At 41.0% G+C, this 24,083-nt stretch carries 19 protein-coding genes; all 19 read right to left on the minus strand.

Going from position 1 to position 24,083, the window contains the following annotated elements; genetic code table 11:
- Positions 1-39 precede the first annotated feature (39 nt).
- The 19 genes from EO126_RS07350 to holA all read right to left on the minus strand — a co-directional run bounded on the left by EO126_RS07350 (position 40) and on the right by holA (position 24,083).
- Positions 40-888 carry an Asp23/Gls24 family envelope stress response protein gene (locus EO126_RS07350; RefSeq protein ID WP_006556680.1) on the minus strand — a complete coding sequence of 283 codons (849 nt, stop codon included), beginning with the start codon at positions 886-888 and terminating at the stop codon, positions 40-42.
- A 120-nt stretch (positions 889-1,008) separates the two neighbouring features.
- Positions 1,009-1,830: a PHP domain-containing protein gene (locus tag EO126_RS07355; RefSeq protein ID WP_164726715.1), complete on the minus strand. Its 822-nt coding sequence runs from the start codon at positions 1,828-1,830 to the stop codon at positions 1,009-1,011.
- Between the two features lie 86 nt (positions 1,831-1,916).
- Positions 1,917-3,635 carry a proline--tRNA ligase gene (locus EO126_RS07360; protein WP_006556678.1) on the minus strand — a complete coding sequence of 573 codons (1,719 nt, stop codon included), beginning with the start codon at positions 3,633-3,635 and terminating at the stop codon, positions 1,917-1,919.
- Between the two features lie 4 nt (positions 3,636-3,639).
- The gene (gene ispG / locus EO126_RS07365; RefSeq protein ID WP_006556677.1) at positions 3,640-4,719 is read right to left on the minus strand and encodes a flavodoxin-dependent (E)-4-hydroxy-3-methylbut-2-enyl-diphosphate synthase; all 1,080 of its coding nucleotides are present in this window, start codon (positions 4,717-4,719) and stop codon (positions 3,640-3,642) included.
- A gap of 15 nt (positions 4,720-4,734) precedes the next feature.
- Positions 4,735-5,754, minus strand: a complete 1,020-nt coding sequence (gene rseP, locus EO126_RS07370; RefSeq protein WP_127008213.1) for an RIP metalloprotease RseP — start codon at positions 5,752-5,754, stop codon at positions 4,735-4,737.
- A gap of 8 nt (positions 5,755-5,762) precedes the next feature.
- Positions 5,763-6,908: a 1-deoxy-D-xylulose-5-phosphate reductoisomerase gene (locus tag EO126_RS07375; RefSeq protein ID WP_127008215.1), complete on the minus strand. Its 1,146-nt coding sequence runs from the start codon at positions 6,906-6,908 to the stop codon at positions 5,763-5,765.
- A gap of 54 nt (positions 6,909-6,962) precedes the next feature.
- Positions 6,963-7,775, minus strand: coding sequence for a phosphatidate cytidylyltransferase (locus tag EO126_RS07380; RefSeq protein ID WP_127008217.1), 813 nt, complete (start codon positions 7,773-7,775; stop codon positions 6,963-6,965).
- A 1-nt stretch (position 7,776) separates the two neighbouring features.
- Positions 7,777-8,553, minus strand: coding sequence for an isoprenyl transferase (locus EO126_RS07385; protein WP_006556673.1), 777 nt, complete (start codon positions 8,551-8,553; stop codon positions 7,777-7,779).
- Positions 8,531-8,791 (minus strand): hypothetical protein, encoded by a 261-nt coding sequence (locus tag EO126_RS07390; protein ID WP_006556672.1) that lies wholly within the window; start codon positions 8,789-8,791, stop codon positions 8,531-8,533. The genes EO126_RS07385 and EO126_RS07390 overlap by 23 nt, the downstream gene beginning before the upstream one ends.
- Positions 8,791-9,351, minus strand: a complete 561-nt coding sequence (frr, locus tag EO126_RS07395) for a ribosome recycling factor (RefSeq protein ID WP_006556671.1) — start codon at positions 9,349-9,351, stop codon at positions 8,791-8,793. The genes EO126_RS07390 and frr overlap by 1 nt, the downstream gene beginning before the upstream one ends.
- Positions 9,351-10,079 (minus strand): UMP kinase, encoded by a 729-nt coding sequence (gene pyrH / locus EO126_RS07400; protein WP_006556670.1) that lies wholly within the window; start codon positions 10,077-10,079, stop codon positions 9,351-9,353. Before pyrH ends, frr begins: the two co-directional genes overlap by 1 nt.
- A gap of 69 nt (positions 10,080-10,148) precedes the next feature.
- On the minus strand, positions 10,149-10,829 hold the full coding sequence (tsf, locus tag EO126_RS07405) for a translation elongation factor Ts (RefSeq protein WP_006556669.1): 681 nt from the start codon (positions 10,827-10,829) through the stop codon (positions 10,149-10,151).
- 270 nt (positions 10,830-11,099) lie between these two features.
- Positions 11,100-11,882: a 30S ribosomal protein S2 gene (gene rpsB, locus EO126_RS07410; RefSeq protein WP_127008219.1), complete on the minus strand. Its 783-nt coding sequence runs from the start codon at positions 11,880-11,882 to the stop codon at positions 11,100-11,102.
- A 748-nt stretch (positions 11,883-12,630) separates the two neighbouring features.
- Entirely contained in the window at positions 12,631-14,460 is a 1,830-nt protein-coding gene (locus EO126_RS07415) for a YadA-like family protein (RefSeq protein ID WP_127008221.1), read from the minus strand.
- 367 nt (positions 14,461-14,827) lie between these two features.
- Entirely contained in the window at positions 14,828-16,147 is a 1,320-nt protein-coding gene (locus EO126_RS07420) for a gluconate:H+ symporter (RefSeq protein ID WP_127008223.1), read from the minus strand.
- A gap of 228 nt (positions 16,148-16,375) precedes the next feature.
- A complete protein-coding gene (locus EO126_RS07425; RefSeq protein WP_006556665.1) occupies positions 16,376-17,932 on the minus strand; it encodes a gluconokinase in 1,557 nt (518 codons plus the stop codon).
- A gap of 101 nt (positions 17,933-18,033) precedes the next feature.
- Complete coding sequence (locus EO126_RS07430) at positions 18,034-21,636, minus strand: PolC-type DNA polymerase III (RefSeq protein ID WP_127008225.1); 3,603 nt, start codon at positions 21,634-21,636, stop codon at positions 18,034-18,036.
- Between the two features lie 44 nt (positions 21,637-21,680).
- Positions 21,681-23,099 (minus strand): VanW family protein, encoded by a 1,419-nt coding sequence (locus tag EO126_RS07435; protein ID WP_127008227.1) that lies wholly within the window; start codon positions 23,097-23,099, stop codon positions 21,681-21,683.
- A gap of 15 nt (positions 23,100-23,114) precedes the next feature.
- A complete protein-coding gene (gene holA / locus EO126_RS07440) occupies positions 23,115-24,083 on the minus strand; it encodes a DNA polymerase III subunit delta (RefSeq protein WP_127008229.1) in 969 nt (322 codons plus the stop codon).

Below are 24,083 nucleotides of genomic sequence, written 5' to 3' on the forward strand. Positions count from 1 at the left end.
CGTCTCCTTAGATTCCTTCTTTATTCTTCTGTTACTTCTTTAAGCATGCTTAGGTTCTACCAAATTATTGACTACAATTGCCAATCGTTCTACCGACATACCCGTAATATATTCTATTTCATTACTGATGGCTTTATGCATTTCATTCATTATCTTCTTCACGGGACGTCCGCGATATAAGGAAACACCCATTTCAAGCATTAATGCATTTGTACCTTTAGTGGTCTTTTTGATTTTAATATCTTCACAACCGACAATTCCCGGAACTTTAACCAAACTGTTCTTAATTAAAGCCTCAATCACCTGATCTGAGAATGTTAAACGCCCATAATAACTGAATACCGGACGAATAACCGACTTTTCAAAATCTTCGGTTCCGTTGCCATTCGGTTTATTGCTGCGCGTACGTCGCAAAATAGATTTTATCGGATCAATCAAATATCCTTTAAAATGCGGTTTTAATTCCATGGTAGGCACCGGAATGATGTGCTTACCTTCTTTAAGGCGTGCATTTTGTGCTTTTTCAATTTCACGAGTGGAAGCCACATCTTCGATATGAATATAACGAGATGGCTTGCCAATCCCCAATGCCGTTGAAATCTTGCTTACCATATTTTCAGATGTGCCCAAGATAAGAATACGAGCCGGTTTTATGATATCTAATTGTTCTTTAACTGAACGAATTTGTTCCGGATCCTGAAAAATAGCACGTCGAACCGCCTTTAAACGACTGGCTTCTTTTTTGGCGGAAAAACCTGCAACAATTTTATTATTGTGAATCAAAATGCCGTCATCAATGATGCATTCTGCATTATTCTCATGAGCGACCACAAGCGCACGATGGCTTTTGCCTGTACCACTGGGTCCTACAAAAGCAATAACTTCCATAGTGTATCTCCGTCTTCTCAATAATACTGTATATGTTATTAGGACATAGTTGCTAAAACTAAAATTTCAGCTGAGTTAAAAAATAACTGTGCCTAAAAATTCAGATGTTTTACCTGTCGATTAATGTGCTTGTAATACATGTAAAAAATCTGCAACTTTTTCACTTTGAATTAAATAGTCACCGATAGCCAATGGCAATTTATCGGGAATACCGTGGAAATCCGAACCGCCGGTAACCAATAATTTACGCTGTATAGCCATCTTGCGGTACCAAGCCGAATCCTCTGCCTTCTGTATAATATGATAGGCTTCGATACCGTCAAACGGTAATTCGAGCAATTCTTTAACATATTCATCATTCTTTAAAAGTTTCGGGTGAGCCATCACAGCCAAACCGTTGGAATCATGAATTAAGTTAATCACATCAACCGGATCTGCTTTAAATTTCGGTACATAATAAGGACTGCCCCGTCTTAACAGAGTTTCGAAGCCTTCATCTACTGTTTTCAAATAACCTTTTTTGATTAAAAGCTGTGCCAACAACGGACGACCTAACGAATTGGCATCCGGAAACATGGCTTTAAATTCTTCAACGGACACATCGTAACTGTCTTTGGCCAACAAGTCAATCATTTTGAAAATACGGTTTTCACGAGACTCTCTAAAGAATGTTAAATAGTCTACTAACTCTTTATTTGTGTAGTCAAACGCATAACCAAGGATATGAACATCTTTGTCTTTATAGGTAGAGCTAAATTCACAGCCCGGAATAACGGTAATATCTAAATCCGGCTTTTTCAACATAGCTAAAAAGCCTTCAATCGTATCATGATCGGTTACGGACATCATCTTAATACCGGCCGCTTTATTGGCATCGCGCAAATCCAAGGGACGCATTACGCCGTCAGATGCCGTACTGTGCATGTGAAAATCTACTAACATAATCATTACCTCCTTATATTGACTATTACGCAACAAGAATTAATGACAGCAAAGGCAGTCGATAGAATCCCATCGACTGCCATAGATTATAAAGTATTTAACGTATCGGCTACAGCTTTTTGAACATCTGCAATAGCGACTTCAACAGCTTCACCGGTTTTACGAGTTTTTAATTCTACAGCACCTGATTCCAAGGTATTTTTACTTACCGTAATACGCAAAGGATAACCAATCAAGTCAGCATCTTTAAACTTAACACCGGCACGTTCTTTACGATCGTCAAGCAATACGTCTACGCCTGCCGCTTTAAGTTCTTCATAAATCTTAGTACTTGCTTCCATAAGTGCTTCGTCTTTAGCATTAATAGGTACAACCACTACTTCAAACGGTGCAATAGCTCGTGGCCAAATGATACCGTTTTCATCATGGAACTGTTCAATAGCAGCCGCTAAGGTACGAGATACACCGATACCGTAGGAGCCCATAATATATGGATTAGGACGGCCATTCTGATCAAGGAAAGTACCGTTTAAGGATTCACTGTATTTAGTGCCCAATTTAAATACCTGACCTACTTCAATGCCCTTAGCGATTCCTAAATGGCCGCCACAGTTAGGACATACATCGTCAGTCGTAATTAAACGAATTGGGGCTACAATAATATCTTCCAAATTGAAGTCACGTTTAGGATTGATATTAATGAAGTGAGCATCTTTTTTATTGGCACCGCCGCAAGCATTGAACATTTCCATTACGGATTCATCCACCACGATTTTGAATGTTTCCGTCTGTTTCAAGCCTACAGGGCTGATGAAACCACCGGTCAAACCGGCCGCTTGCAATTCTTCTTCGCTGGCCATTTCCGGTTCAACGCCGCCGTCAACAGCATGTTGTACGGCAATTTCATTCACTTCATGGTCACCGCGTACCATAGCTAAAACTACGACACCGTCAACGGATAATACAACGGCTTTCATAGTTTTATCCAAAGGCAAGGATAATTGTTCGGCTACAGCATCAATTGTTTTAGCATCCGGAGTAGCCACTTCGGTAAGTTCCAATAAAGGTTCTTCCGCTTGTTTCATCACACTCGGTTTACCAATTTCAATATTGGCTGCATAATCACAGCTATCGCAGTGAATAACATCAGCTTCGCCGGAATCAGCTAAAGCCATAAACTCATGACTGTTGCTGCCGCCGATAGCACCGGAATCAGCTTCTACCGGCTTAAAATACAAACCGCAACGGCTGAATACGCGTTCATAGGCATGATACATATCCCAATAGGATTTATCCAAACCGGCTTCATCAAGGTCGAAAGAATACGCATCCTTCATGATGAATTCGCGGCTACGCATCAAACCGTAGCGTGGACGACGTTCGTCACGATATTTATTTTGAATTTGATATAAAGTCAAAGGCAACTGACGATACGATTTAACTTCGTCTTTTACGAGTGTCGTAATCATTTCTTCGTGAGTCGGTCCTAAGCAATAAGAACGGTCGTGACGGTCGTTAAAACGAATCATTTCCGCACCATATACATTCCAACGGCCCGATTCCTGCCAAATTTCAGCCGGTTGAATAATCGGCATCATAATTTCCTGAGCATCAATAGACGCCATTTCTTCATGGATAATGGCTTTGATTTTACGAATGCTCTTCCATGCTAATGGTAAATAGGAGTAAATCCCCCCTGCCATTTTGCGGATCATACCGGCACGCAACATATATTGTTGACTGACTACATCTGCATCAGCAGGTGTTTCTCTTAATGTAGGGGCATATAACTTACTGGCTAACATTGAATTACGACTCCTTTGCTTTTGACTCTAAATACATTTCTATTTCATGGAATAAAGCATCCACTAATTCACTTTCATCAACAGTTTTAATGACTTCACCCTTGCGAAAGACAATACCGCGACCGTCACCGCCGGCAATCCCAAAATCGGCTTCACGTGCTTCGCCCGGACCGTTTACAACACAGCCCATAACGGCTACACGAATCGGTTCTTTAATGCTCTTTAAACGTGCTTCCACAGTTTCCGCCATGCTGAACAAATCAACGCGACAACGACCGCAGGTTGGGCAGGAAATCATGGTAGCCCCGTAAGTACGAAGACCTAAGGAACTTAAAATGGTTTTACCTACTTCAACTTCATGAATCGGATCCCCTGTCAAGGAAACACGCAAAGTATCACCAATACCCTGAGCCAATAATGCACCAATACCGATAGAAGATTTAACAGTCCCCTGCGTAATAGTACCGGCTTCCGTTACTCCTAAATGAAGCGGATACGGTACTTTAGCGGACAGCTTCTGATACGCTTCTATCATGAGCGGTACATCGGTAGCTTTAATGGAAAGCTTCATTTCTTTATAATCTAATGACTCCAAAATGCGCACATGTTCCAGTGCGGCTTCTACCATACCGTCGGCACAAGGATGGCCGCCATAGGCGTCCAAAATATGAGTCGGTAAAGAACCTGCATTTACACCGATACGAATCGGAATCTGTTTTGGTTTGGCCTTTTTAATAACGGCTACTACATTGTCGATACCGCCGATATTGCCAGGGTTAATACGTAAGCCGTCAACACCGCTGTCAATCGCTTCCAGAGCCAATGTATAGTCAAAATGAATATCCGCAATCAACGGGATCCGGGCGCCTGCTTTAACGGCTTTAATAGCCTTGGCAGCGGCCATATCCGGTACGGCCAAGCGCACCAAATCACAACCGGCCTCAGCAAGGCGGTTAATTTCGGCAATAGCCTTCTCCGTTTCTACCGGATTCGTGGTAATCATGGATTGAACGCTGACCGGTGCAAAATGACCAATCGGTACCGAACCCACTTTAATTCGAGTTGTTTCTTTTCTGTTAATCATAGGTTAACTCCTATATTACAGACGGCTGATGTCATGAGTCGTAGCATATACGAAGAGCGCCAACAAAATGACAATCCCCGTCATTTGAATATACTGCAATGCTTTCGCCGGCAAACGTCGTCTCGTAATTCCTTCAATAATTAATACGATTAAATGGCCACCATCCAAGGCCGGAATCGGCAATAAGTTGATGACACCGAGATTTAAACTTAAAAGGGCCGTAAATTGAAGCAAATTGGCAAAACCGCTTTCCGCCACTTGCCCGGCCATTTGGGCTACCCCGATAGGGCCGGCTAATTCAGCATTCGTATGGCCCGTAATCATAGACCAAATGCCGTCAACCATGCTAACCAATACAAAACCGGTGGTATGCAAGGATTGAACCACAGCTTCAGCCACATTTAACGGCATGGAATTCATAACCGGATTAATCCCGATAACAGCACGACCTTCATTACCAACAGCTTCCGGAATAACGGTCAATTCCTGATTAACTCCGTCACGGTTAACTACAATCGGCACTAAAGTATTAGCTGTCCCCTGTAAAGATTTAGAAATGTCGGTCCACTCATTAACCGGTTTACCGTTAATCGATACAATACGGTCATTCACCGTCATATGAGCAGTCATAGCCGGTGAATTGCTCATCATATTCCCTACAACCGGTTCCATAGATGGAGTCTGAATACCGTTTACGGCATAAATCATAAAGAAAATAACGATAGCCAATAAAAAGTTAAAAACAGCACCGGCTGCAATAACGATAAATCGTTTCCATACCGGTTTATTTAAAAATGAACGATCATCCAACGGCTCTTCCGGATCCATACCGGCAATTTTATTATAACCGCCCAGTGGGATAGCTCGAATAGAATATAAAGTTTCACCCTTGCGTTTCTTTGCAATAGCAGGACCGAAACCGATAGCAAATTCGTCAACGCGCATACCGCTGGCTTTGGCCGTAATAAAATGACCAAATTCATGTATAAACACAATAATGCCAAACACAAAGATTGTGGCAAGAATAGTTAACATAGTCTCTCCTATTTAATCAAAGCCCGGGCCGTGTCACGAGCCCATAAATCAATTTCACGCAAATGTTCCAGCGTAAATGTCGGTTCTGATTCCATTTTATCTAAAACAGCAACAACCGTTTTATAAATATCGGCAAAACGAATTTTGCCATCCAAGAATGCATAAACTGCGATTTCATTGGCCGCATTGAACACAGCCGGTTTGAAGCCGCCTGCACGCCCTACTTCAAAGGCCAATTTAAGAGCCGGAAAATCTTCATAGCGAGGTAGGAAAAATTCCAATGTCAATGCATCAGCAAAGGTAAGCGTATCCATCTTGAGAGGTTTACGTTCAGGATAAGTAAGCGCATATTGAATAGGCTCACGCATATCCGGATTACCCAACTGTGCCAAAATTGCACCGTCTTTCATCATAATCATAGAATGAACAATACTCTGCGGATGAACGGTCACTTTAATATGATCAAAGTCAAAATCGAACAGCCAATGAGCTTCAATTACTTCGAGGCCTTTATTAAATAAAGTTGCCGAGTCGATTGTAATTTTATTGCCCATATTCCACGTTGGATGACGCAAGCAATCAGCGGCCGTAGCCGTTGCAATTTTTTCAGACGACCAAGTACGTAACGGTCCGCCCGATGCCGTAATCAACAATGAGTCTACATTTTCACGAGACTGACCTTCCAAACATTGAAAGATTGCACTATGCTCACTGTCAATCGGCAATAATTGAACACCGTATTCCTTGCACAAAGACGTAATCAAAGGACCTCCGGCCACCAAAGTTTCTTTATTGGCTAACCCAATCGTTTTCTTAGCTTTGATAGCTTCAACTGTAGGTTCAATGCCGGCTGCTCCCACTACGGCAGTAACCACAAGTTCGGCACTCGGTAAAGTAGCGGCTTCAATTAACGCTTCTTTCCCGCCGATTAAACGGGTAGGCCCCTGATAGCGTTTCTTTAACTCTAAAAACGCTGTTTCATCTACAAGTCCGGCTACTTCCGGTTGAAATTCTTTAATTTGAGCTTCCAAGATATCCACATTTCGGTATGCTACCAGCCCTTTTACCGAAAATAAATCGGGATGTTGTCGTACCACATCCAATGTTTGCGTGCCGATAGAACCGGTACTCCCAAGAATACTCAGTGTTTTCATAGAAACTCCTTTGCTTTATTTTTACTACTGTTCTCTATTATTTATTATATTCAATTACAAAAGGTAAATTAATACCATTGGTGCTGAAAATAAAAGACTGTCAAAACGGTCTAATACACCGCCGTGCCCCGGTAATAAAACACCTGAGTCTTTAACGCCGCAATAACGTTTCAATTTGGATTCAAACAAATCACCTAACGGTGCCACAATACCTGTTAAAAGACCGGCTCCGAATCCCAAAGAAAACGGAATGCCTACAATGACAGCATACAGAATCCCGGTTAATAAACACCCGATAAACCCGCCTACATAGCCTTCCAAAGACTTACTCGGACTGATAGTAGGCACAATTTTGCGTTTGCCCCATTTAACACCGGCAAAATAAGCAAAAGTATCGCTGGCCCAAGTTGTGAGCAATAAAAGCCAAATAACGAGTATACCTATATGATCAGTAACCACAGAAACCGATAACAATTCATAAATAGAGTTCTCACGTAAAGCCATAAAAGCGGCAAAACCGCCATTAATGTAGAAAAAGCCGAAAATCGAACAACTGATTACTGATAAATCAAGTCTGGCAGGTCCGAAAATATAAAGTAAACCGATAGTCATAATTGCTGCCGCAGCCGCAATAACAGCCCACTTATATAAACCGAAAGCCAAGGCTCCCATCAAGAGGATGGTAAATAAATAGCCCCATCGCTCCGGTAATACTACATTAACTTTACTCAACATTCGCACATATTCTCGCCAGCCTAACAAAGCCAGTATGAGAATAATACCGTTAAAAATATATCCGCCTGCTGTAATAGCAATGATTGCTATCAGTAAGCCGATTAATGCCGTAATCACACGAGTTTTCAGCATATTATTCCTCCGTCTTCAAACCGCCGAAGCGCCGTTCTCGTTGCTGGTAGGCATACACAGCATCCAATAAAGTTTGAGCTGTAAAATCAGGCCAGTGAGTTTCGGTAAACCAAAACTCAGCATATGCCAATTGCCATAATAAGAAATTACTGATTCGATAATCATTGCTTGGTCGAATCAATAAGTCCACATTATCGAACTCTTTGGTATATAAATGTTCACCAAATGATTTTTCATTAATATCTTCAATCGCCAAAGTACCTGCTTGTACTTCCACTACTGTAGCTTTAACAGCTCTTACTATTTCATCGCGTCCCCCATAGTTAATCGCTAACTGCAAGGTAAGACCCGTATTATTCTTAGTTAATTGTTCTGCATCAGCAATAATCTGTTGCAATTCTTCCGATAAACCGCCAATATAACCGATAAAACGAATACGCACATTATGTTCATGCATATCACGCACATTTCCCAGTAAATATTCACGAATCAAACTCATCAATAAAGACACTTCCGTAGCCGGACGTTTCCAGTTTTCGGTGGAAAAACCGTATACAGTTAATGCTTTGATCCCGATTTCGTCAGCGGCAATTACGATTTTCTTTAATACATCAGCCCCCGCACGATGTCCCATCGTACGCGGTAAACCACGGCGTTTCGCCCAACGACCATTGCCATCCATAATAATAGCTACATGGTGAGGTATATTGTTAGGATCCAGCACAACATCATTTGTTGAACCGGTCGCCTCTTTCTTACGAAGTAAATTCTTTAGCATATTGTACCTCAGTGCAGTTTTCAAAACCGCTTGCTATCATAGGGCGATACAGCAAAATCTGCCACAAGCCCTCTTCCTCTACATACGCCACTCGGCCTACGTAAAAATCATTGTCAGCAACAGTAAAAAATCTATTGTAGTTCTCCCCCATAGTTACTGAAAAAGGGATATTGGCAGCCTGCAACATCTTCTGTGCAAGCTGCCAAGGTAATCCAACAATTAAGTTCGGCGTATTCATTATACCTCTAATACGTCCTTTTCTTTCTTGTCTTTCAAGTCATCGATAACTTTAATTTTTTTATCCGTTAATTTTTGGATTTTATCTTGACCTTGTTTAGCATCATCTTCGGTGATGGTTTTAGCTTTTTCTTCTTTTTTAAGAGCATCGTTGGCATCACGGCGAATATTACGAACCGCAACTTTAGCTTCCTCCGCTTTTTTGCTTACTACTTTAACGAGTTCTTTACGACGTTCTTCGGTAAGCTGAGGAATAGCCAAGCGGATGGTATCGCCGTCATTGCTAGGGTTAAGTCCTAAGTCGGATTGTAAAACTGCTTTTTCAATCGGTCCGATCATGGATTTTTCCCATGGTTTTACTAAAATCAAACGTGGTTCCGGAGCCGTTACATTAGCAACCTGGTTAATTGGCGATGGTGTGCCGTAGTAATCAACCATTACTTTGTCCAATAAGGCTGTACTGGCGCGGCCGGTACGAATGGAAGCAAACTCATGTTTTAAAGCCTCGATGGTTTTGTCCATACGGCCTTCTTCACGGGTTAATAACTCTTGAATTTCCATTATTCTTCACCTCTTACAATAGTACCAACAACTTCCCCTTTCGCAGCGCGTGTAATATTGCCTGGAATATCCATGCTGAACACTACGATTGGAATATTATTATCCTTACACAAGGTCGTAGAAGTCGCGTCCATAACTTTAAGTTCACGACTGATTACTTCCATGTATGTAAGCTCATCAAATTTCTTAGCATCCGGATTGGTGCGTGGATCAGAATCATATACACCATCAGCAAATTTTTTGGCCATTAAAATGGCATCTGCTTCGATTTCGGCAGCACGAAGTGCAGCTGTAGTATCGGTGGAGAAATATGGGTTGCCCGTTCCGGCGGCAAAAATAACGATACGACCTTTTTCTAAATGACGAATAGCACGACGACGAATGTATGGTTCAGCTACTTCCTGCATCGCAATAGCAGTCTGAACACGTGTAGCCGCACCGGCATTTTCAAGGGCGTCTTGTAATGCTAAGGAGTTCATAACAGTGGCAATCATGCCCATATAGTCAGCGGAAGCACGGTCCATGCCTTTAGCACTGCCCGCCAAACCACGCCAAATGTTACCGCCGCCTACTACTATAGCAATCTGCAAATCAGTAGTACGAGCGAGTTCAGCGATTTCTTTAGCAATTTCTTCAACTACTACCGGGTTAATACCAAAGCCCTGATCACCGGCTAAGGCTTCACCACTCAACTTCAAGACGATTCGTTTAAAATTTCTATTACTCATTGCTTTATTACTCCTCTGCTATTACAAAATAAGAGAACACGTGACGGTGTTCTCTTATCTCTTTAACTCTTATTGACCAGCGGCTGCACGAACTTCAGCTTCGAAGTCATCCTGACGCTTTTCAATTCCTTCGCCTAAAGCGTAGCGAACGAAACGACGTACGTTAATGTTTTCACCGATTTTAGCAATTTTTTCAGTAATAACATCAGTAATAGTTTTGTCACCATCTTTAATGAAAACTTGTTCCATAAGGCAGTTTTCTTTATAGAATTTTTCAACACGACCGTTAACCATTTTTTCAAGCACAGCTTCAGGTTTTGGTTTGCGGCCTGCTTTAACGTCTTCTTCAGCTTCTGCTTTAGCTTGTTCTAAAAGAACAGCTTTTTCATGTTCAATAACTTCAGCAGGAACTTCTTCACGTTTTAAGTACGTAGGATTTGCTGCTGCGATCTGCATAGCAATATCTTTTACGAGGTCTTGGAAGTCTTCGGTTTTAGCTACAAAGTCAGTTTCGCAGTTAACTTCTACAAGAACACCAATACGTCCGCCACCATGAATATAGGAAGCAACCACACCTTCAGCAGCAATACGACCTGCTTTTTTAGCAGCAGCCGCTAAGCCCTTTTCACGAAGTAAGTCGATTGCTTTTTGGATATCGCCATTAGCTTCGGTTAATACTTTTTTGCAATCCATCATGCCTGCGCCTGTAATTTCGCGCAATTCTTTTACTAATGCAGCAGTAATTGCCATTTAATATATACCTCCTATACATTAATTAAGGTAAGGTCTGATAGCCTTACCTTAATTTTATATCGTTCTACATTTTTTATCAAATAAATTTTTGCCGATTATATAATATTTTATACTTTATACGGAGTATTCACTCTGAAAAAAGCAATATTGCTGTTTTCGCAGTTTATCCTCACCGTAAAAAGCTTATTCATCAAATATTTTTAAGCAAAACTTTATCCAATGTCAGATACATTTTAAGTTTGTAAAGCTGTGCTGTTAAAAGCTATATCAGCCCTGACCGTCCTGAACCATATCAACGGAATCAGAAACCATTTGTTCTAAAGCTTGGTCAGCAGCTTCTTGGTGTTCACCCTGGTCATCCAAGGATTCGCCTTGACGGCCTTCCAATACAGCGTCAGCCATTTTGCCTGTTAACAATTTAACGGCACGGATAGCATCATCGTTTGCAGGGATTGGGAAGTCGATTTCGTCAGGATCACAGTTAGTGTCAACTGTAGCTACTACAGGGATACCCAATTTTTTAGCTTCTGCAATTGCAATGCGTTCTTTTTTAGGATCGATTACGAATAATGCGCCTGGCATTTTTGGCATATCTTTGATACCGCCAAGGTATTTTTCCAATTTTTCCATTTCATGACGCAGGCCGATAACTTCTTTCTTAGGAAGAAGTTCGAATGTGCCGTCTTCAGCCATTGTTTCAAGCTGTTTTAAACGTTTTACACGAGTTTCGATAGTTTTGAAGTTAGTAAGCATACCACCTAACCAACGTTCGTTTACATAGAACATGTTAGCACGGATAGCTTCTTCTTTAACGGATTCCTGAGCCTGTTTCTTTGTGCCCACGAAAAGAATTACTTCACCGTTCTGAGCAACTTCACGAAGGAAATCGTAAGCTTCTTCTACTTTTTTAACTGTTTTCTGAAGGTCGATGATATAAATACCATTACGTTCAGTGAAGATGAACTTAGCCATCTTAGGGTTCCATCTTCTTGTCTGGTGACCGAAGTGTACGCCGGCCTCCAATAATTGTTTCATTGATACTACTGCCATGTTGGCACCTCCTGTTAATAAACCTCCGCAGCTTCATATCCGAGTATAAATCAGGAAAAGCCCTGACACAGATGTCGGATCAGATCTGCGTGCGTAATTTCATACTTTATGAGTATATCACACGAACTGTTACTATGGCAAGCGGTTTGAGGCAAAATATTTTATCTCTTATGCGATGCAGCAATTAAATCGTTATAGAGGGTGGTGTAACCGTTTTTGCTCCTGGTTTGCTTCGCAAAAAAAGTCGCTTCAAACGTTCACACCACCCTCTTCACTATCATACAGCCTATCTAATTGCTGCATCGCTTCCCTCTAAAATATTACTCTCTCGAACGGCTTGCCGGTAGCATAGGTTCTCGTGCTATAAAAGTATGAAATTAAAAGCAAGATGTGCCGTATAGGTCTTTTTATTATAACACAATTACTCTTTAGAAGGTTTTGGAGTACAAAAGCAAGGATTTGGGAGGATTATGCTTAGTACTGTTAGTTACTATCTATCAAGGAATGTGAGTCATAAGACTTATACGGCACGTTTATTATTATTCGGCGGCAATACTGCCTTTTTATAAAACTGTTATAGTTATCCGGTATAGCTATCTGTGTTTATTTTTATATACTATATTTTTGATTTTCAAACTGAAAGTTTTGTCATAAATAATTCCAGTTTTTGACGAAGTTCTTCATTCTCTTTTGCGAGCTGGTCAATTCGCTGATTGGCTTTTTGATTATCTTCTTTTAACATGGTCATTTAATCGTTCAATATGTAAACGGTACTAATCGGAGCCATGCGCTCGCCGTTTATTTCGGCACGACGTTTTTCGCTCGGACCGATTTTAAAGGTAGCGGATACGTTATACATGTTGTCATTATTACCTACACTGGTACCAAATGCCAGAAGCACATCTTCATTAGGTTGATACGATGCACCTAAGGCCATGGCTGAAGCTTCCCGATAAAAGCCACCGGCCACTGAAAAGTTCAATTTACTGCTCGGATCAAATGCCAAATTTCGAAGTCCTGCTAAAGCAGCCGACATGGCACCTACATCATGAATTTCCCCTTTCATCCCGGTAACATCTCGTTCTACTGTATTAACACGACCGTCCAAATCATCAACGCGATTATTTAAATCGTTAATTTGATTAGTGTGTTTATTTATAATCGTTGTATAGCCATCAGTATATTCTTTAACCGTAGCTCCAATGTCATTTTCAACAGAACGAAGTTGTGCCACATTAACGGCATCACTGTCTTCCGAGCCGGCAGCTACATTCGTAATTTGACGGGTTCCATCATCATTACCTACCGAAACAGCTCCGTAATTTCCTTTAACAGTACCGGCAATTGAAGTTTTATCGGTGGCCGAAGACTTTTCGGCACCGTACACTTCATTCTCAGACGCAGAAACTTTATTGGTTACCGACACATCCTTCAAACTATACCGATTAGCAATTGCCTGATTGCCTAATGCTACTCCGCCTTGTATTTCAACAAAAGACTCCGCTCCTATTGCTATACCGCCGGCACTGGTTGAATCAGCTTGACGTCCTATAGCAATAGAATCCGTATTTCTTGCATGTGTATCCGATCCCATGGAAATGGCGTAATCGCCACCGGCATTTGCATCATTATTGGCATTTGCATTTCGCACAGTGTTAGTACCGATTGAGATGCCGTGAAGTCCTGATGTTTGTACATTATACCCTAACGATGTAGACATACGACCGTCAGCTTGAGTATTAGTCCCTAATGAAGTGCTCCCCACTGCGGTTGCAATCGCATCAGACCCTAACGCTACAGCATATGTATTTTGAGAACGTGCGTCATTGCCGATAGCCGTAGCATTCAGGCCATCTGCTTTAGCAATGGTGCCAAATGCTGAAGCGCCCCAGCCATTAGCATGTGCTTGATTACCGATTGCCGTATCACTCTCACCCAAAGCTTCTGCCTTTGCCCCGAGAGCTGTCGAAGCAATCCCCGTTGCTTTTGTTTTCAAGCCGATGGCAATACCTCGACCGGCCCCAACATAAGCTTCCTTACCAATTGCAATAGCGTTATTCATATTGTAAATAGTATCAAAATACGTATAAGTCTCGCTCATCGAAGCACCGCCGAATGCAATACTGTTTTCGCCAACGGCGTTAGCTCCATTGCCGAAGGCGGACGCATTTAGACCATTTACTTTAGCGCCCGCTCCTACGGCTGTTGCGCCACTCCACTTTGTTTCAGCATTAACACCTATAGCTACCGAAGTCTGTCCGCTTGTTTTTCGTTTATCCGAATTTGACATAGTATCACTATAATTATCCGAGGCCGATACTTTGGCATTAGTTCCTACCGCTATGCCATAAGTAGCCACATTGACAACACCGGTACCATTACCTATGGCAATACTATTTACTGCCTCAGCTGTAGATTCCGGTCCCACAGCTAAACTGTTAGTCCCGGTTGCTACCGGAACTGCATCATCGGAATTAACAGCCAAATAATCTGTAGCTGCTGCCACTTCATTTACGCCACATATAGCAAATGCCCCCAAAGCAAGTGCTGTCAGTATATCTCTTTGTTTCTTCTTCATACTATCACCTAACTAATCTCAACCCACAATGAAATAAATCATAATATTTTCATATTACAAAATAAATCAAATTGTAAATCAAGACATTATATAATTAAGTGATAAATCTATTAATAAGATAGGTTTTTATTTTCTAAAAAAATACTTTTTACATTACTTTTATTAAACATAACGAAAATAAAAAAGAATTATATTTTTAAACAAATTGAATATAAATAAAAATAAAATATACCTTTTCAACAAAAAAGAGGTTGCTTTCCAATGAAGCAACCTCTTTGAGTAATTGTTATAGTCATTATTATACCAATTACGTTATTCTTTTATCACCTGTTTATAAAATGGTTGTAATACACAAACAATCAATATTCTAAACAAATAAATTCAAGATTTCTACACCAATTAAACCGCATACGGCAATGGCTGTTTCTACGGCACACCAGGTACGAACGGTTTGTTTAACGGTGAGACCGAAGAATTCTTTGAAAAGCCAGAAGCCGGGATCGTTTGGCGGACTGAAGATTACACTACCGGCACCAACAGCCAGTACCATTAATTCAGGGCTTACACCGGTAAGCGGAATAAGCGGCGCTACGATACCGCCGGCTGTAAGAGCCGCAACAGTCGCGGAACCAACAGCAATACGAATAACGGATGCAATAATCCAAGCCAATAATAATGGGGATAAGTTAGCGCCCATTACCAAATGACCGATATAGTCGCCTACACCGCTGTCGATGAGGACTTGTTTCAAAGCACCGCCGGCACCTACAATGAAGAGAATCATGGCAACTGTAAGAATTGCTTTTTCGGAAGTTTCCATAATTTCTTTAGTCGTTTTGCCACGCGCATAACCGAAAGTATAGAATGCAACGATGATGGAAATCGTTAAAGCTACACTCGGATCGCCGATAAAGTTAAAGATATGCATGATAGGCGCATCTTTAGGAATACCCATCATTTTGCCTACAGCACTGATAGCCATCAAGATAACCGGCGTTAAAGCTGTTAAAATACTGCTCAAGAAGGAAGGCATTTCTTCATCAGTGAAGTTTTTATCATTGTGAAGACCTTCCGGAATTTCCGTTTTAATATCTTTTACAGTGTTATAAAGCAAAGGACCGGCAATAATAACAGTCGGAATACCGATAATCAAACCATAGATTAAGGTTTTGCCGATATCAGCGTTAAAAATAACGGAAATAGCAGTCGGACCCGGATGCGGTGGCAAGAAACCGTGAGTTACGGATAAGGCGGCCGCCATAGGGATACCTACTTCAAGAAGCGGAATATCAGCTGCTACAGCAATGGTAAATACCAATGGGATTAAGAGTACGAAGCCGATTTCATAAAACAGAGCAATACCAACAATAAATCCGGTTAAACAAACTGCCCATTTTACGTTTTCACGACCAAACATGTTGATTAAGGTTGTAGCAATACGCTGTGCCCCACCACTGTCGGCCATGAGTTTGCCGAGAATTGCACCAAAGCTGACTACAATTGTTAAGCCGCCCAAGGTAGCACCCAAACCTTTTTGAATGGTCGGGAAAATTTTATCAATCGGCAAGCCTTCACCGAAAGCCAATAAAATACACACTAAAATAAGAGATAAAAAGCTATTCAACTTCACTTTTACAATAAGGAAGAACAATAGCACGATGCCTAATGCCAATATAACCAGTGGCATAGAAGCGCCTCCTTTCACATGAACCAACACAATAAGTTCAAAAAAAATAATATATCATTACGGCAACAGAACTCGAATACAAATAGTAATAATTTCGCACTTTACTACATGTTACCTATAATCACCCCGTACAAGATTCTTCGACAATCACGCAGTAAAGCAATTAATATTCAAGTACTGTTGCATGTAACTAAGCAAATAACACTAACTCATTCCCCAAAAACTATGTTATAAACTATTAAACGGATGGTTCTGTTGGAAGTGAACTAAACGAGCCAAATCATCTTTCATATTTACATATAAAGACTCATATATGCTGAATAATTCGTCATACACTTCACGATTAGCCGCTTTTGGTGTATATACTTCCTGAGCCGTAACAAGTTCAGCGGTATCTTTAATATCCTTTAAAGTGCCGTCAGAGATGAAACCTAACACAGCAGCACCGAAGGAAGCCCCTTCACTGTTGGTCGGCAATGTAATGGATTCGTTGAATACATCAGCCATGATTTGCATCCATAATTCCGACTTGGTAAAGCTACCGCTTACGCGAATATCTTTAACGTCTTCAAAATCACGAAGAGCCTGTAAAACACAGAGAAGATTATAGCAAATACCTTCCATGGTAGCACGAATCATATAGGAACGACTGTGATTTAAAGATAAACCGATAAAAGCACCTCGCAAATCGGAGTTCCAGTATGGTGCTCGTTCACCGGTAAAGAACGGCATTAAGAGTAATCCGCCGGAACCGGCCGGTACGTGACGAGCTTTCATTGTCATTAAGTCGTACGGATCCACATCAAGCTGTTCCATTTGCGGCCCGTGTAAGTGAAGAATACGATCACGCATCCAACGCAAAATCATACCGCCATTATTAATGGCACCGCCGGCAACCCACATATTATCGGTTAAGTTATAGCACCATGTACGATTCTGTTTATCCATACGCGGCTTTTCAGTCAACATACGAATCGCACCACTAGTACCGATTGTACAGCTGAGTTGGCCTGCCGAAACAGCACCGATACCGACATTTACCAATACACCGTCGGTAGCGCCGATAACAACCGGTAACCCGGCCGGTAAACCTAAACGATTAGCCACATCCGGTAGCAACGCATTGCTGTGAGTAGTAGACACAACTTCAGGCAAACATTTTTCTGTAATACCGATAAAGTTTAAAATTTCTTCATCCCAGCACTCTTTATGAGCGTTATAGAGACCGCTGCTGCTGGCAACAGATTTATCTGTCACCCATTCACCGGTCAAATTGCGAAAAATGAAGTCTTTAATAGAACCGATATGAGTCATTCGTTCAAATACAGACGGCTGATTTTCTTTCACCCACAAAATTTTAGCCAATGGATAGCACGCATGTAACGGACATCCTGTATTAAAATAAAATTCTTTAACTTTAGGATCCTGTTCCAAACGACGAACAATAGCTGCACTGCGGCTATCGGCCCAAGTCATCATATTGCCCAGGAGCTGGAACTTATCATCCTGCGGAATAAAGCTGTGCATTACAGAACTTAAAGCCAGACCGGAAATGGTCACCAACTTATACTGTAGTTCAGCCACTGTGCCTTTAACTACTTCTTCAACGGCATCATAAATTTGCTGTGGGTTTTGTTCTGCCCAATCATACTGTGGCGTTTCCAAACTATAAAACGCTTCGGTTGAAGCTACTGCTTTACCGGTAGCCGTATACGCCGTGGCACGCACGCCGGTCGTACCTACATCAACACCAATCCATACCGGAACTTTTACTTTTAAGGTCATAAAAACCTCCTTTTACTGTCTACTGTGTATTATTTAACAGTTGTATTTTTTAACATTGTTTTGATTAACAATGCCTGTTAACAAATTTTCAATACTATTTATCAGAATAAACTCATTTGTTCGTCTTCCGGTAAATCTTTAAAACACCCCATATCACGCATAGTTGCAATGATGCTGGCGGATACTTTACAACGACGTTGTAAATCCTTTATTGAAGTAAACGCTTTCTTTTGTCGTTCGGCCACAATCGAATCCGCTACTTTTTCACCCAGGCTGTCTACAGCCAAAAACGGTGGCAATAAAGCACCATTATGAATCGTAAAGCGACGTGCTTCCGAATAATTAAGATCCGCTACCAGGAAATCAAAACCGCGTTGTTTCATTTCCATAGATACTTCCAGGGCACTCATCATATCTTTGTCTTTATTGGAAGCTTTGCGGTCTAAAGCCTTCAAACGATCAAATTCGGCACGTTGTTCAGTGAGCGAACCGGCCATAATTCTCATATCATAAGCCTTGGCACGAATAGAGAAATAAGCGGCGTAGAAAGCAAGCGGATAATTAATTTTAAACCATGCTATACGGAATGCCATCATAACGTAAGCCACCGCATGAGCACGTGGGAACAAATAGGAAATTTTATTACAAGACTCAATAAACCATTCCGGAATACCGCCGTCACGCATTTGTTCTTCGTAATCCGTTTCCTTTTCACCCAGTTTGTTTAATTTATCGATTTTCTTACCTTTACGCACGTTTTCCATGACCTTAAAGCATGTAATAGGCTTAATACCGCGATGCATTAAGAAGTTCATGATGTCATCACGGGTGGAAATGGCTTCATTCAATTTACAAGTACCGTTTTTAATTAAAGTTTGCGCATTGTCGAGCCAAACATTGGTACCATGAGAAAAGCCGGAAATACGTACAATATCGGAGAAACATTGCGGTTTAGAGTCTTCCAACATGCGACGTACAAAGCCGGTACCACATTCAGGTACAGCCAAAGACGCCACTTTATCCCCCATGAGCTGTTCCGGCGTTAAACCGATAGCTTTAGTAGAAGAGAACAAACTGAGTGTTTCCGGATCGTCGAACGGAATAGTTTGAACGTCAATACCGGTAATATCTTCCAACATACGAATAATTGTCGGATCATCATGGCCGAGAATATCCAGTTTCGTCATACAACCTTCGAAGGAGTGATAATCGAAGTGCGTCGTGATGATACCACTTTCTTTTTTGTTGGCCGGATATTGTACCGGTGTAAATTCATGCACATCCATGTCGCGCGGACAAACCATGATACCACCCGGATGCTGACCGGTTGTATTTTTTACGCCCGTAAGCCCTACAGCCAACGATTCTAAAAAGCCTTGACGGCCCTGAATATTATTGACTTCGGCGTATTTTTTAGCATAACCTATGGCTGTTTTAGTCGCTATCGTACCGATAGTACCGGCACGGAATACATTATCACGGCCGAATAATTCTTCCGTATATTTATGAGCTCGCGGCTGATAGTCACCGGAAAAGTTAAGATCGATATCAGGCACCTTATCCCCGTTAAAGCCCATGAATATGGCAAACGGAATATCATGGCCGTTCGTATGGAGCGGTGTACCGCATTCCGGACAATTTTTGCGTGGTAGATCAAAACCGCCGGCATATTCGCCTTTTTCAAAAAACTCACTATATTTACATTTTGGACAAACATAATGTGGTGGTAACGGATTTACTTCCGTAATATCCGCCATAGTCGCTACAAAAGAAGATCCGACGGAACCACGGGAACCTACCAGATAACCGTCATCCAGTGATTTACGAACCAACTTATGAGCAATGTAGTACAACACGCCATAACCATTGCCGATAATACGAGTCAGTTCATAATCCAAACGTTCCGCTACAACTTTAGGCAACGGATCACCGTAAATTTCTTTGGCCTTCTTATAACACATTTCCGTCAACGCATTATCGGCCCCTTCAATTTTAGGAGAATACGTCTTCCCTTGAGGCACCGGCTGTAAAGAATCAATACTGTCATTAATTTTACGAGTATTCGTAACAACTACTTCGTAGGCCTTCTCTTCGCCCAAATACTTGAATTCTTCCAACATTTCATCCGTAGTACGCAAGTGCAATGACGGCGTGAGCTCAGTATCTTTGAAACCTGCTACGGTAAGCATAATCTGACGATAAATTTTTTCGTCTTCATTTAAATGATGCACATCACAGGTAGCTACTACAGGTTTATTTAATGCATCACCTAATTCGACAACCTTCTTATTAATGTTAATCAAGTATGACTCATCATGAACTTTTTTTACTATGTCACGATTATTGGCATCCTTTTCTTTTTTATACATTAAGAATCGATTGTTTTCCAACGGTTGAATCTCAAGATAATCATAAAAAGAAGCAATTTCCAATAAACGATCTTCCGGTTCCTCATTAACAATTGCTTGAATTAATTCCCCCGATTCACAGGCAGAACCGATTATAATACCTTCGCGATGGTCTTTAATAACCGATCTTGGTAAGTTAGGACGACGTTTATAGTACTTCAAATGTGAAATGGAAATCATCTTATACAGATTGCGCAGACCTACCCTGTTTTTAGCTAACAGAATAATGTGGTGTCTTTTAACTGCTTTTTCACTCTTTTCTTCATCGCTATCTTCAATTAAATAACCTTCCACACCGTAAATGACCTTAACTCCTAATTTGCCGGCTACTTCCTGTGCTTCAGGGAATGCTTGGATAACACCGTGATCCGTAATTGCTACAGCGGGATGCCCCCATGCTTTAATGGTCTGCAATAATTCTTTTACATTGACTAAAGCATCACGATCACTCATTTTGGTATGAAGATGTAATTCAACACGAGAATCTTCACGATTTTCGGTACGTTCAGCTTTTGGCGCTAAGGCCTCTACACTGCGCAGTTTAAAGGTAAAATCGTGCTCAAATTTATTATCCAATTCAACATCACCTTGAACACGAACAGCCTTTAAACCTTTCATCACCTTTAAAAGTTTATCAGCTTCCTCAGCGGAATCCGTAAATTTAGCAAAGCGAATACTATTGGTAGCATCCACAATATGCCCTTTTATAAGGCCTTTCCCCTTTTTGGTTGTTATCATTTCCAGCGAAACAAAAACGCCTTCAAACACGATATTGTGAGCATTTTTACTGATTGAAGAAATAGCAACTGTCTCACCATAAATTGCGGGTCCCAATACCATGCCCGGATCCGTCACATCTTTTTTAAAACTTCGTCTGCCCGTACCTCGATACGCAAAATCGTCACCTTGCATATCAACAGAAGTGCTCTCTGTCGGAACATAATGACACTCAACCGGTTCATCATACATGCTGATTGGTTCATCATCCAATGTAGCAAATGGAAAAAAATCATCTTCAAAGCCCGGCGGCATATCGGCATCTTCAAGAAATTCTTCAGCCGAATTATCGCGGTTTGCTAATGACCAACGGTATGACAAAGTGTTGTTATCGTCTGAATTTAAACTGGCAATCGGTATTTGTTTTATCTCATACCAATTCTCTAATTTCTGCTGTAATTCTTTAAACGCTGCCTCTTTGGATAAGACATTTTTTATATTAACAGTTCGATTTTTTGTCTCAATAAGTACGGCTGTTCGCTGTTGTTTCTTTGGAACTATATGATATCGTACTTGCATATCTACCCTTCCTTCATAGTTTTAAACTCAATTTATTGTCCGGATTATGCCGGTCCCTTTTTATCCGTATGAGTTGTTGTATTGTTTTTATCCGTCGCAGACGTTGAGTCCTCTTTATCAACCTTATTGGCATCTTTGTCTTCTTTTGCTTTAGGCTTAGCTGGTTTTACACTATACGTTGTTACCGGATCGTATACAGAATTAAATGATTCTGTTTTTGTGCGACCATCTTTATAGGTAATTTGCACCGTCGTGTCCACACTCAAACCCGGATGACCTTCTGTTACCTTTTCTTCAGAAATAGAAGAATCAATGCTCGTTTCTACATCATTCGGTATAGACTGTTCGTTACCGACTGCAACAGATACCGACTTAGGTGCGTCAGAATCAAAACCTAAAATACTAATAGTGAGTGTATCACCGGAGGTATGTGCCAACACATAAATCGGATGATTATACGGGTTGCTGAAAATGAAATCAAGATAACCGTAAGCAACCGTAGCATCGCGTCCGGCCGGCATATAACCTACCGGTGCAAAATGTGGTGTTCGTTCCACAATTTTCATACCGGATAACAAAGCACTGTTAAATAAAGTAGAACTTACTTGACAAATTCCTCCGCCGATACCGGGTACTAAGGTACCATTCATAAATACCGGTGCATCATCATACCCTGCTTCAGGTGTACGTTCTCCGACAACCTCATTAAAGGAAAAGTTTTGATGAGGCTGAATCACCACATTATTGATTTTATCGGTTGCTATTTGAATATTATGGGTACGGCTTGTATCACCTGAATTAAAAGTAGTGGAATATGTGCCCAATACAGCATTAATTCCCTTTAAATCTTCGGCAGTTACCTTTGGTTTGGCCTGATTATCAATTACAAGTTCCAGCGTCGTTACTTCACCTTTAGCCAATTGTTCTTGTAAATTAGCCACCGTTTTAGCGATATCTAATCGTTTTCCCGGTTCTTCCTTATGCAATACAACTTGTCCGTTTTCAACCGTCAAGTAAGCATCATGCCCCGTATAACCGATTTCGTTGCTATACGATTGCAATAAGGCCTCTAAAGCCGGTACATTCACATCATATACAATAGCTTTTGAAACCGGTGACATTAAAGCATGCCAACGATTACTGATATATTCTTCAACTGTCGGTTCGTAACCATAAGTCATCAATGCCTCAACCGTTTTATCTACATTAGGTTTAACACCGATATCTTTTAATGCTATGGTAGTCACTTTGCCATCCTGCCATTTTACCTTCATATGTATCGGGCCCTTAGCTGCTTCCGCTTCCACAATATCCGCCAATTCATCCTTATTGGCTTGTGAAACGTTACGATCGCCCAAATACATACCCTGAATAACATTTCCGGTAGGATATAAAAAGGCACCTGTACTTAATGAAATCAATCCTAACACCACACCGGCTGCAATACCGACTTGCTTTTTCATACAACACCCCACTACCTACGATTTACAGTAGGCTAAACAAAGATCCTTAAAATAAGATAAATCGCCTTCACCGCGACGACTGTTACGCATAACCTCATACAAACCGCGTAATAATTTGGCCAAAGCACGTACCGATACGCCTCTTTGCCGATAAGCCAATGTAATCGGATATGACTTAGTGGAAGATTCATTCTTTTTAAATAAATCCTGTACTTCACGCTCCGTCAAACCGCTCCCCTTGCATTCACTTACCATCAATTGCAAGCGTAACTGGCCTTCTATATATGACATCGCCCTTTCCGACTCCTTATTTTGCAACATATAAGGAAATAAAGCCAGTAAAGTAGCCAAATCCTTTTGTAATAGTGCTTCTTTAAATAAAAAAATATTTTTGGCACCGTAATCGCTGCCGTTATGAATCAAAAAATCCTGCGTAATTTTACCCTTTGGCGGCAACAAGAGAAAATAGCGATCAAATTCTGTCCGTAAAAAACTCACAGGTACATCTTGCCATAACTCCAACAGATGCCGTAAATATTCAATGCCGTCAGCCGTAATCATAAAACCGTTTTGTTTAGCATACGACTCCAGCCATTGAATCATTTCAGGGCCCTTCAAACGCATACAGGCAACATTATCAATCTTCTTTAGAAATTCACTATTATGCTTAGTCCGTTTGTCAATCGTGTCATGATATATGATTAAAATCGGATTCGCCCCATCATACCGAAGTAATAAATCATATAATAGTTGCCAATCATCGCTAACTTTTTTATTCGGTTTTACAAAAATAGGCGGATTGATTAAACAATATAAGGTCGGTTCACCGAATAACGAGTCTTCACTTAGCTTTTCACAAATTCGACCCGGTTCGACTTCATCATTTAAAGATTGTACCGCCATATCTTTGTATTTTGTTAAAAACTCACGTTTCTTTTCATCAATGAGCTGTGACTCATCACCATAAAGCAGTAAAATTGCCAT

Origin of the sequence: Veillonella seminalis (assembly GCF_003992065.1) — a bacterium.
In the GTDB taxonomy this organism is placed as follows: Bacteria; Bacillota; Negativicutes; order Veillonellales; family Veillonellaceae; genus Veillonella_A; species Veillonella_A seminalis.

Coding starts and splice junctions, on each gene's coding strand:
- EO126_RS07350 (WP_006556680.1), bottom strand. CDS start 888: ATGGAAGTTATTGCTTTTGTAGGACCCAGTGGTACAGGCAAAAGCCAT.
- EO126_RS07355 (WP_164726715.1), bottom strand. CDS start 1,830: ATGTTAGTAGATTTTCACATGCACAGTACGGCATCTGACGGCGTAATG.
- EO126_RS07360 (WP_006556678.1), bottom strand. CDS start 3,635: ATGTTAGCCAGTAAGTTATATGCCCCTACATTAAGAGAAACACCTGCT.
- ispG (WP_006556677.1), bottom strand. CDS start 4,719: ATGATTAACAGAAAAGAAACAACTCGAATTAAAGTGGGTTCGGTACCG.
- rseP (WP_127008213.1), bottom strand. CDS start 5,754: ATGTTAACTATTCTTGCCACAATCTTTGTGTTTGGCATTATTGTGTTT.
- EO126_RS07375 (WP_127008215.1), bottom strand. CDS start 6,908: ATGAAAACACTGAGTATTCTTGGGAGTACCGGTTCTATCGGCACGCAA.
- EO126_RS07380 (WP_127008217.1), bottom strand. CDS start 7,775: ATGCTGAAAACTCGTGTGATTACGGCATTAATCGGCTTACTGATAGCA.
- EO126_RS07385 (WP_006556673.1), bottom strand. CDS start 8,553: ATGCTAAAGAATTTACTTCGTAAGAAAGAGGCGACCGGTTCAACAAAT.
- EO126_RS07390 (WP_006556672.1), bottom strand. CDS start 8,791: ATGAATACGCCGAACTTAATTGTTGGATTACCTTGGCAGCTTGCACAG.
- frr (WP_006556671.1), bottom strand. CDS start 9,351: ATGGAAATTCAAGAGTTATTAACCCGTGAAGAAGGCCGTATGGACAAA.
- pyrH (WP_006556670.1), bottom strand. CDS start 10,079: ATGAGTAATAGAAATTTTAAACGAATCGTCTTGAAGTTGAGTGGTGAA.
- tsf (WP_006556669.1), bottom strand. CDS start 10,829: ATGGCAATTACTGCTGCATTAGTAAAAGAATTGCGCGAAATTACAGGC.
- rpsB (WP_127008219.1), bottom strand. CDS start 11,882: ATGGCAGTAGTATCAATGAAACAATTATTGGAGGCCGGCGTACACTTC.
- EO126_RS07415 (WP_127008221.1), bottom strand. CDS start 14,460: ATGAAGAAGAAACAAAGAGATATACTGACAGCACTTGCTTTGGGGGCA.
- EO126_RS07420 (WP_127008223.1), bottom strand. CDS start 16,147: ATGCCACTGGTTATATTGGCATTAGGCATCGTGCTATTGTTCTTCCTT.
- EO126_RS07425 (WP_006556665.1), bottom strand. CDS start 17,932: ATGACCTTAAAAGTAAAAGTTCCGGTATGGATTGGTGTTGATGTAGGT.
- EO126_RS07430 (WP_127008225.1), bottom strand. CDS start 21,636: ATGCAAGTACGATATCATATAGTTCCAAAGAAACAACAGCGAACAGCC.
- EO126_RS07435 (WP_127008227.1), bottom strand. CDS start 23,099: ATGAAAAAGCAAGTCGGTATTGCAGCCGGTGTGGTGTTAGGATTGATT.
- holA (WP_127008229.1), bottom strand. CDS start 24,083: ATGGCAATTTTACTGCTTTATGGTGATGAGTCACAGCTCATTGATGAA.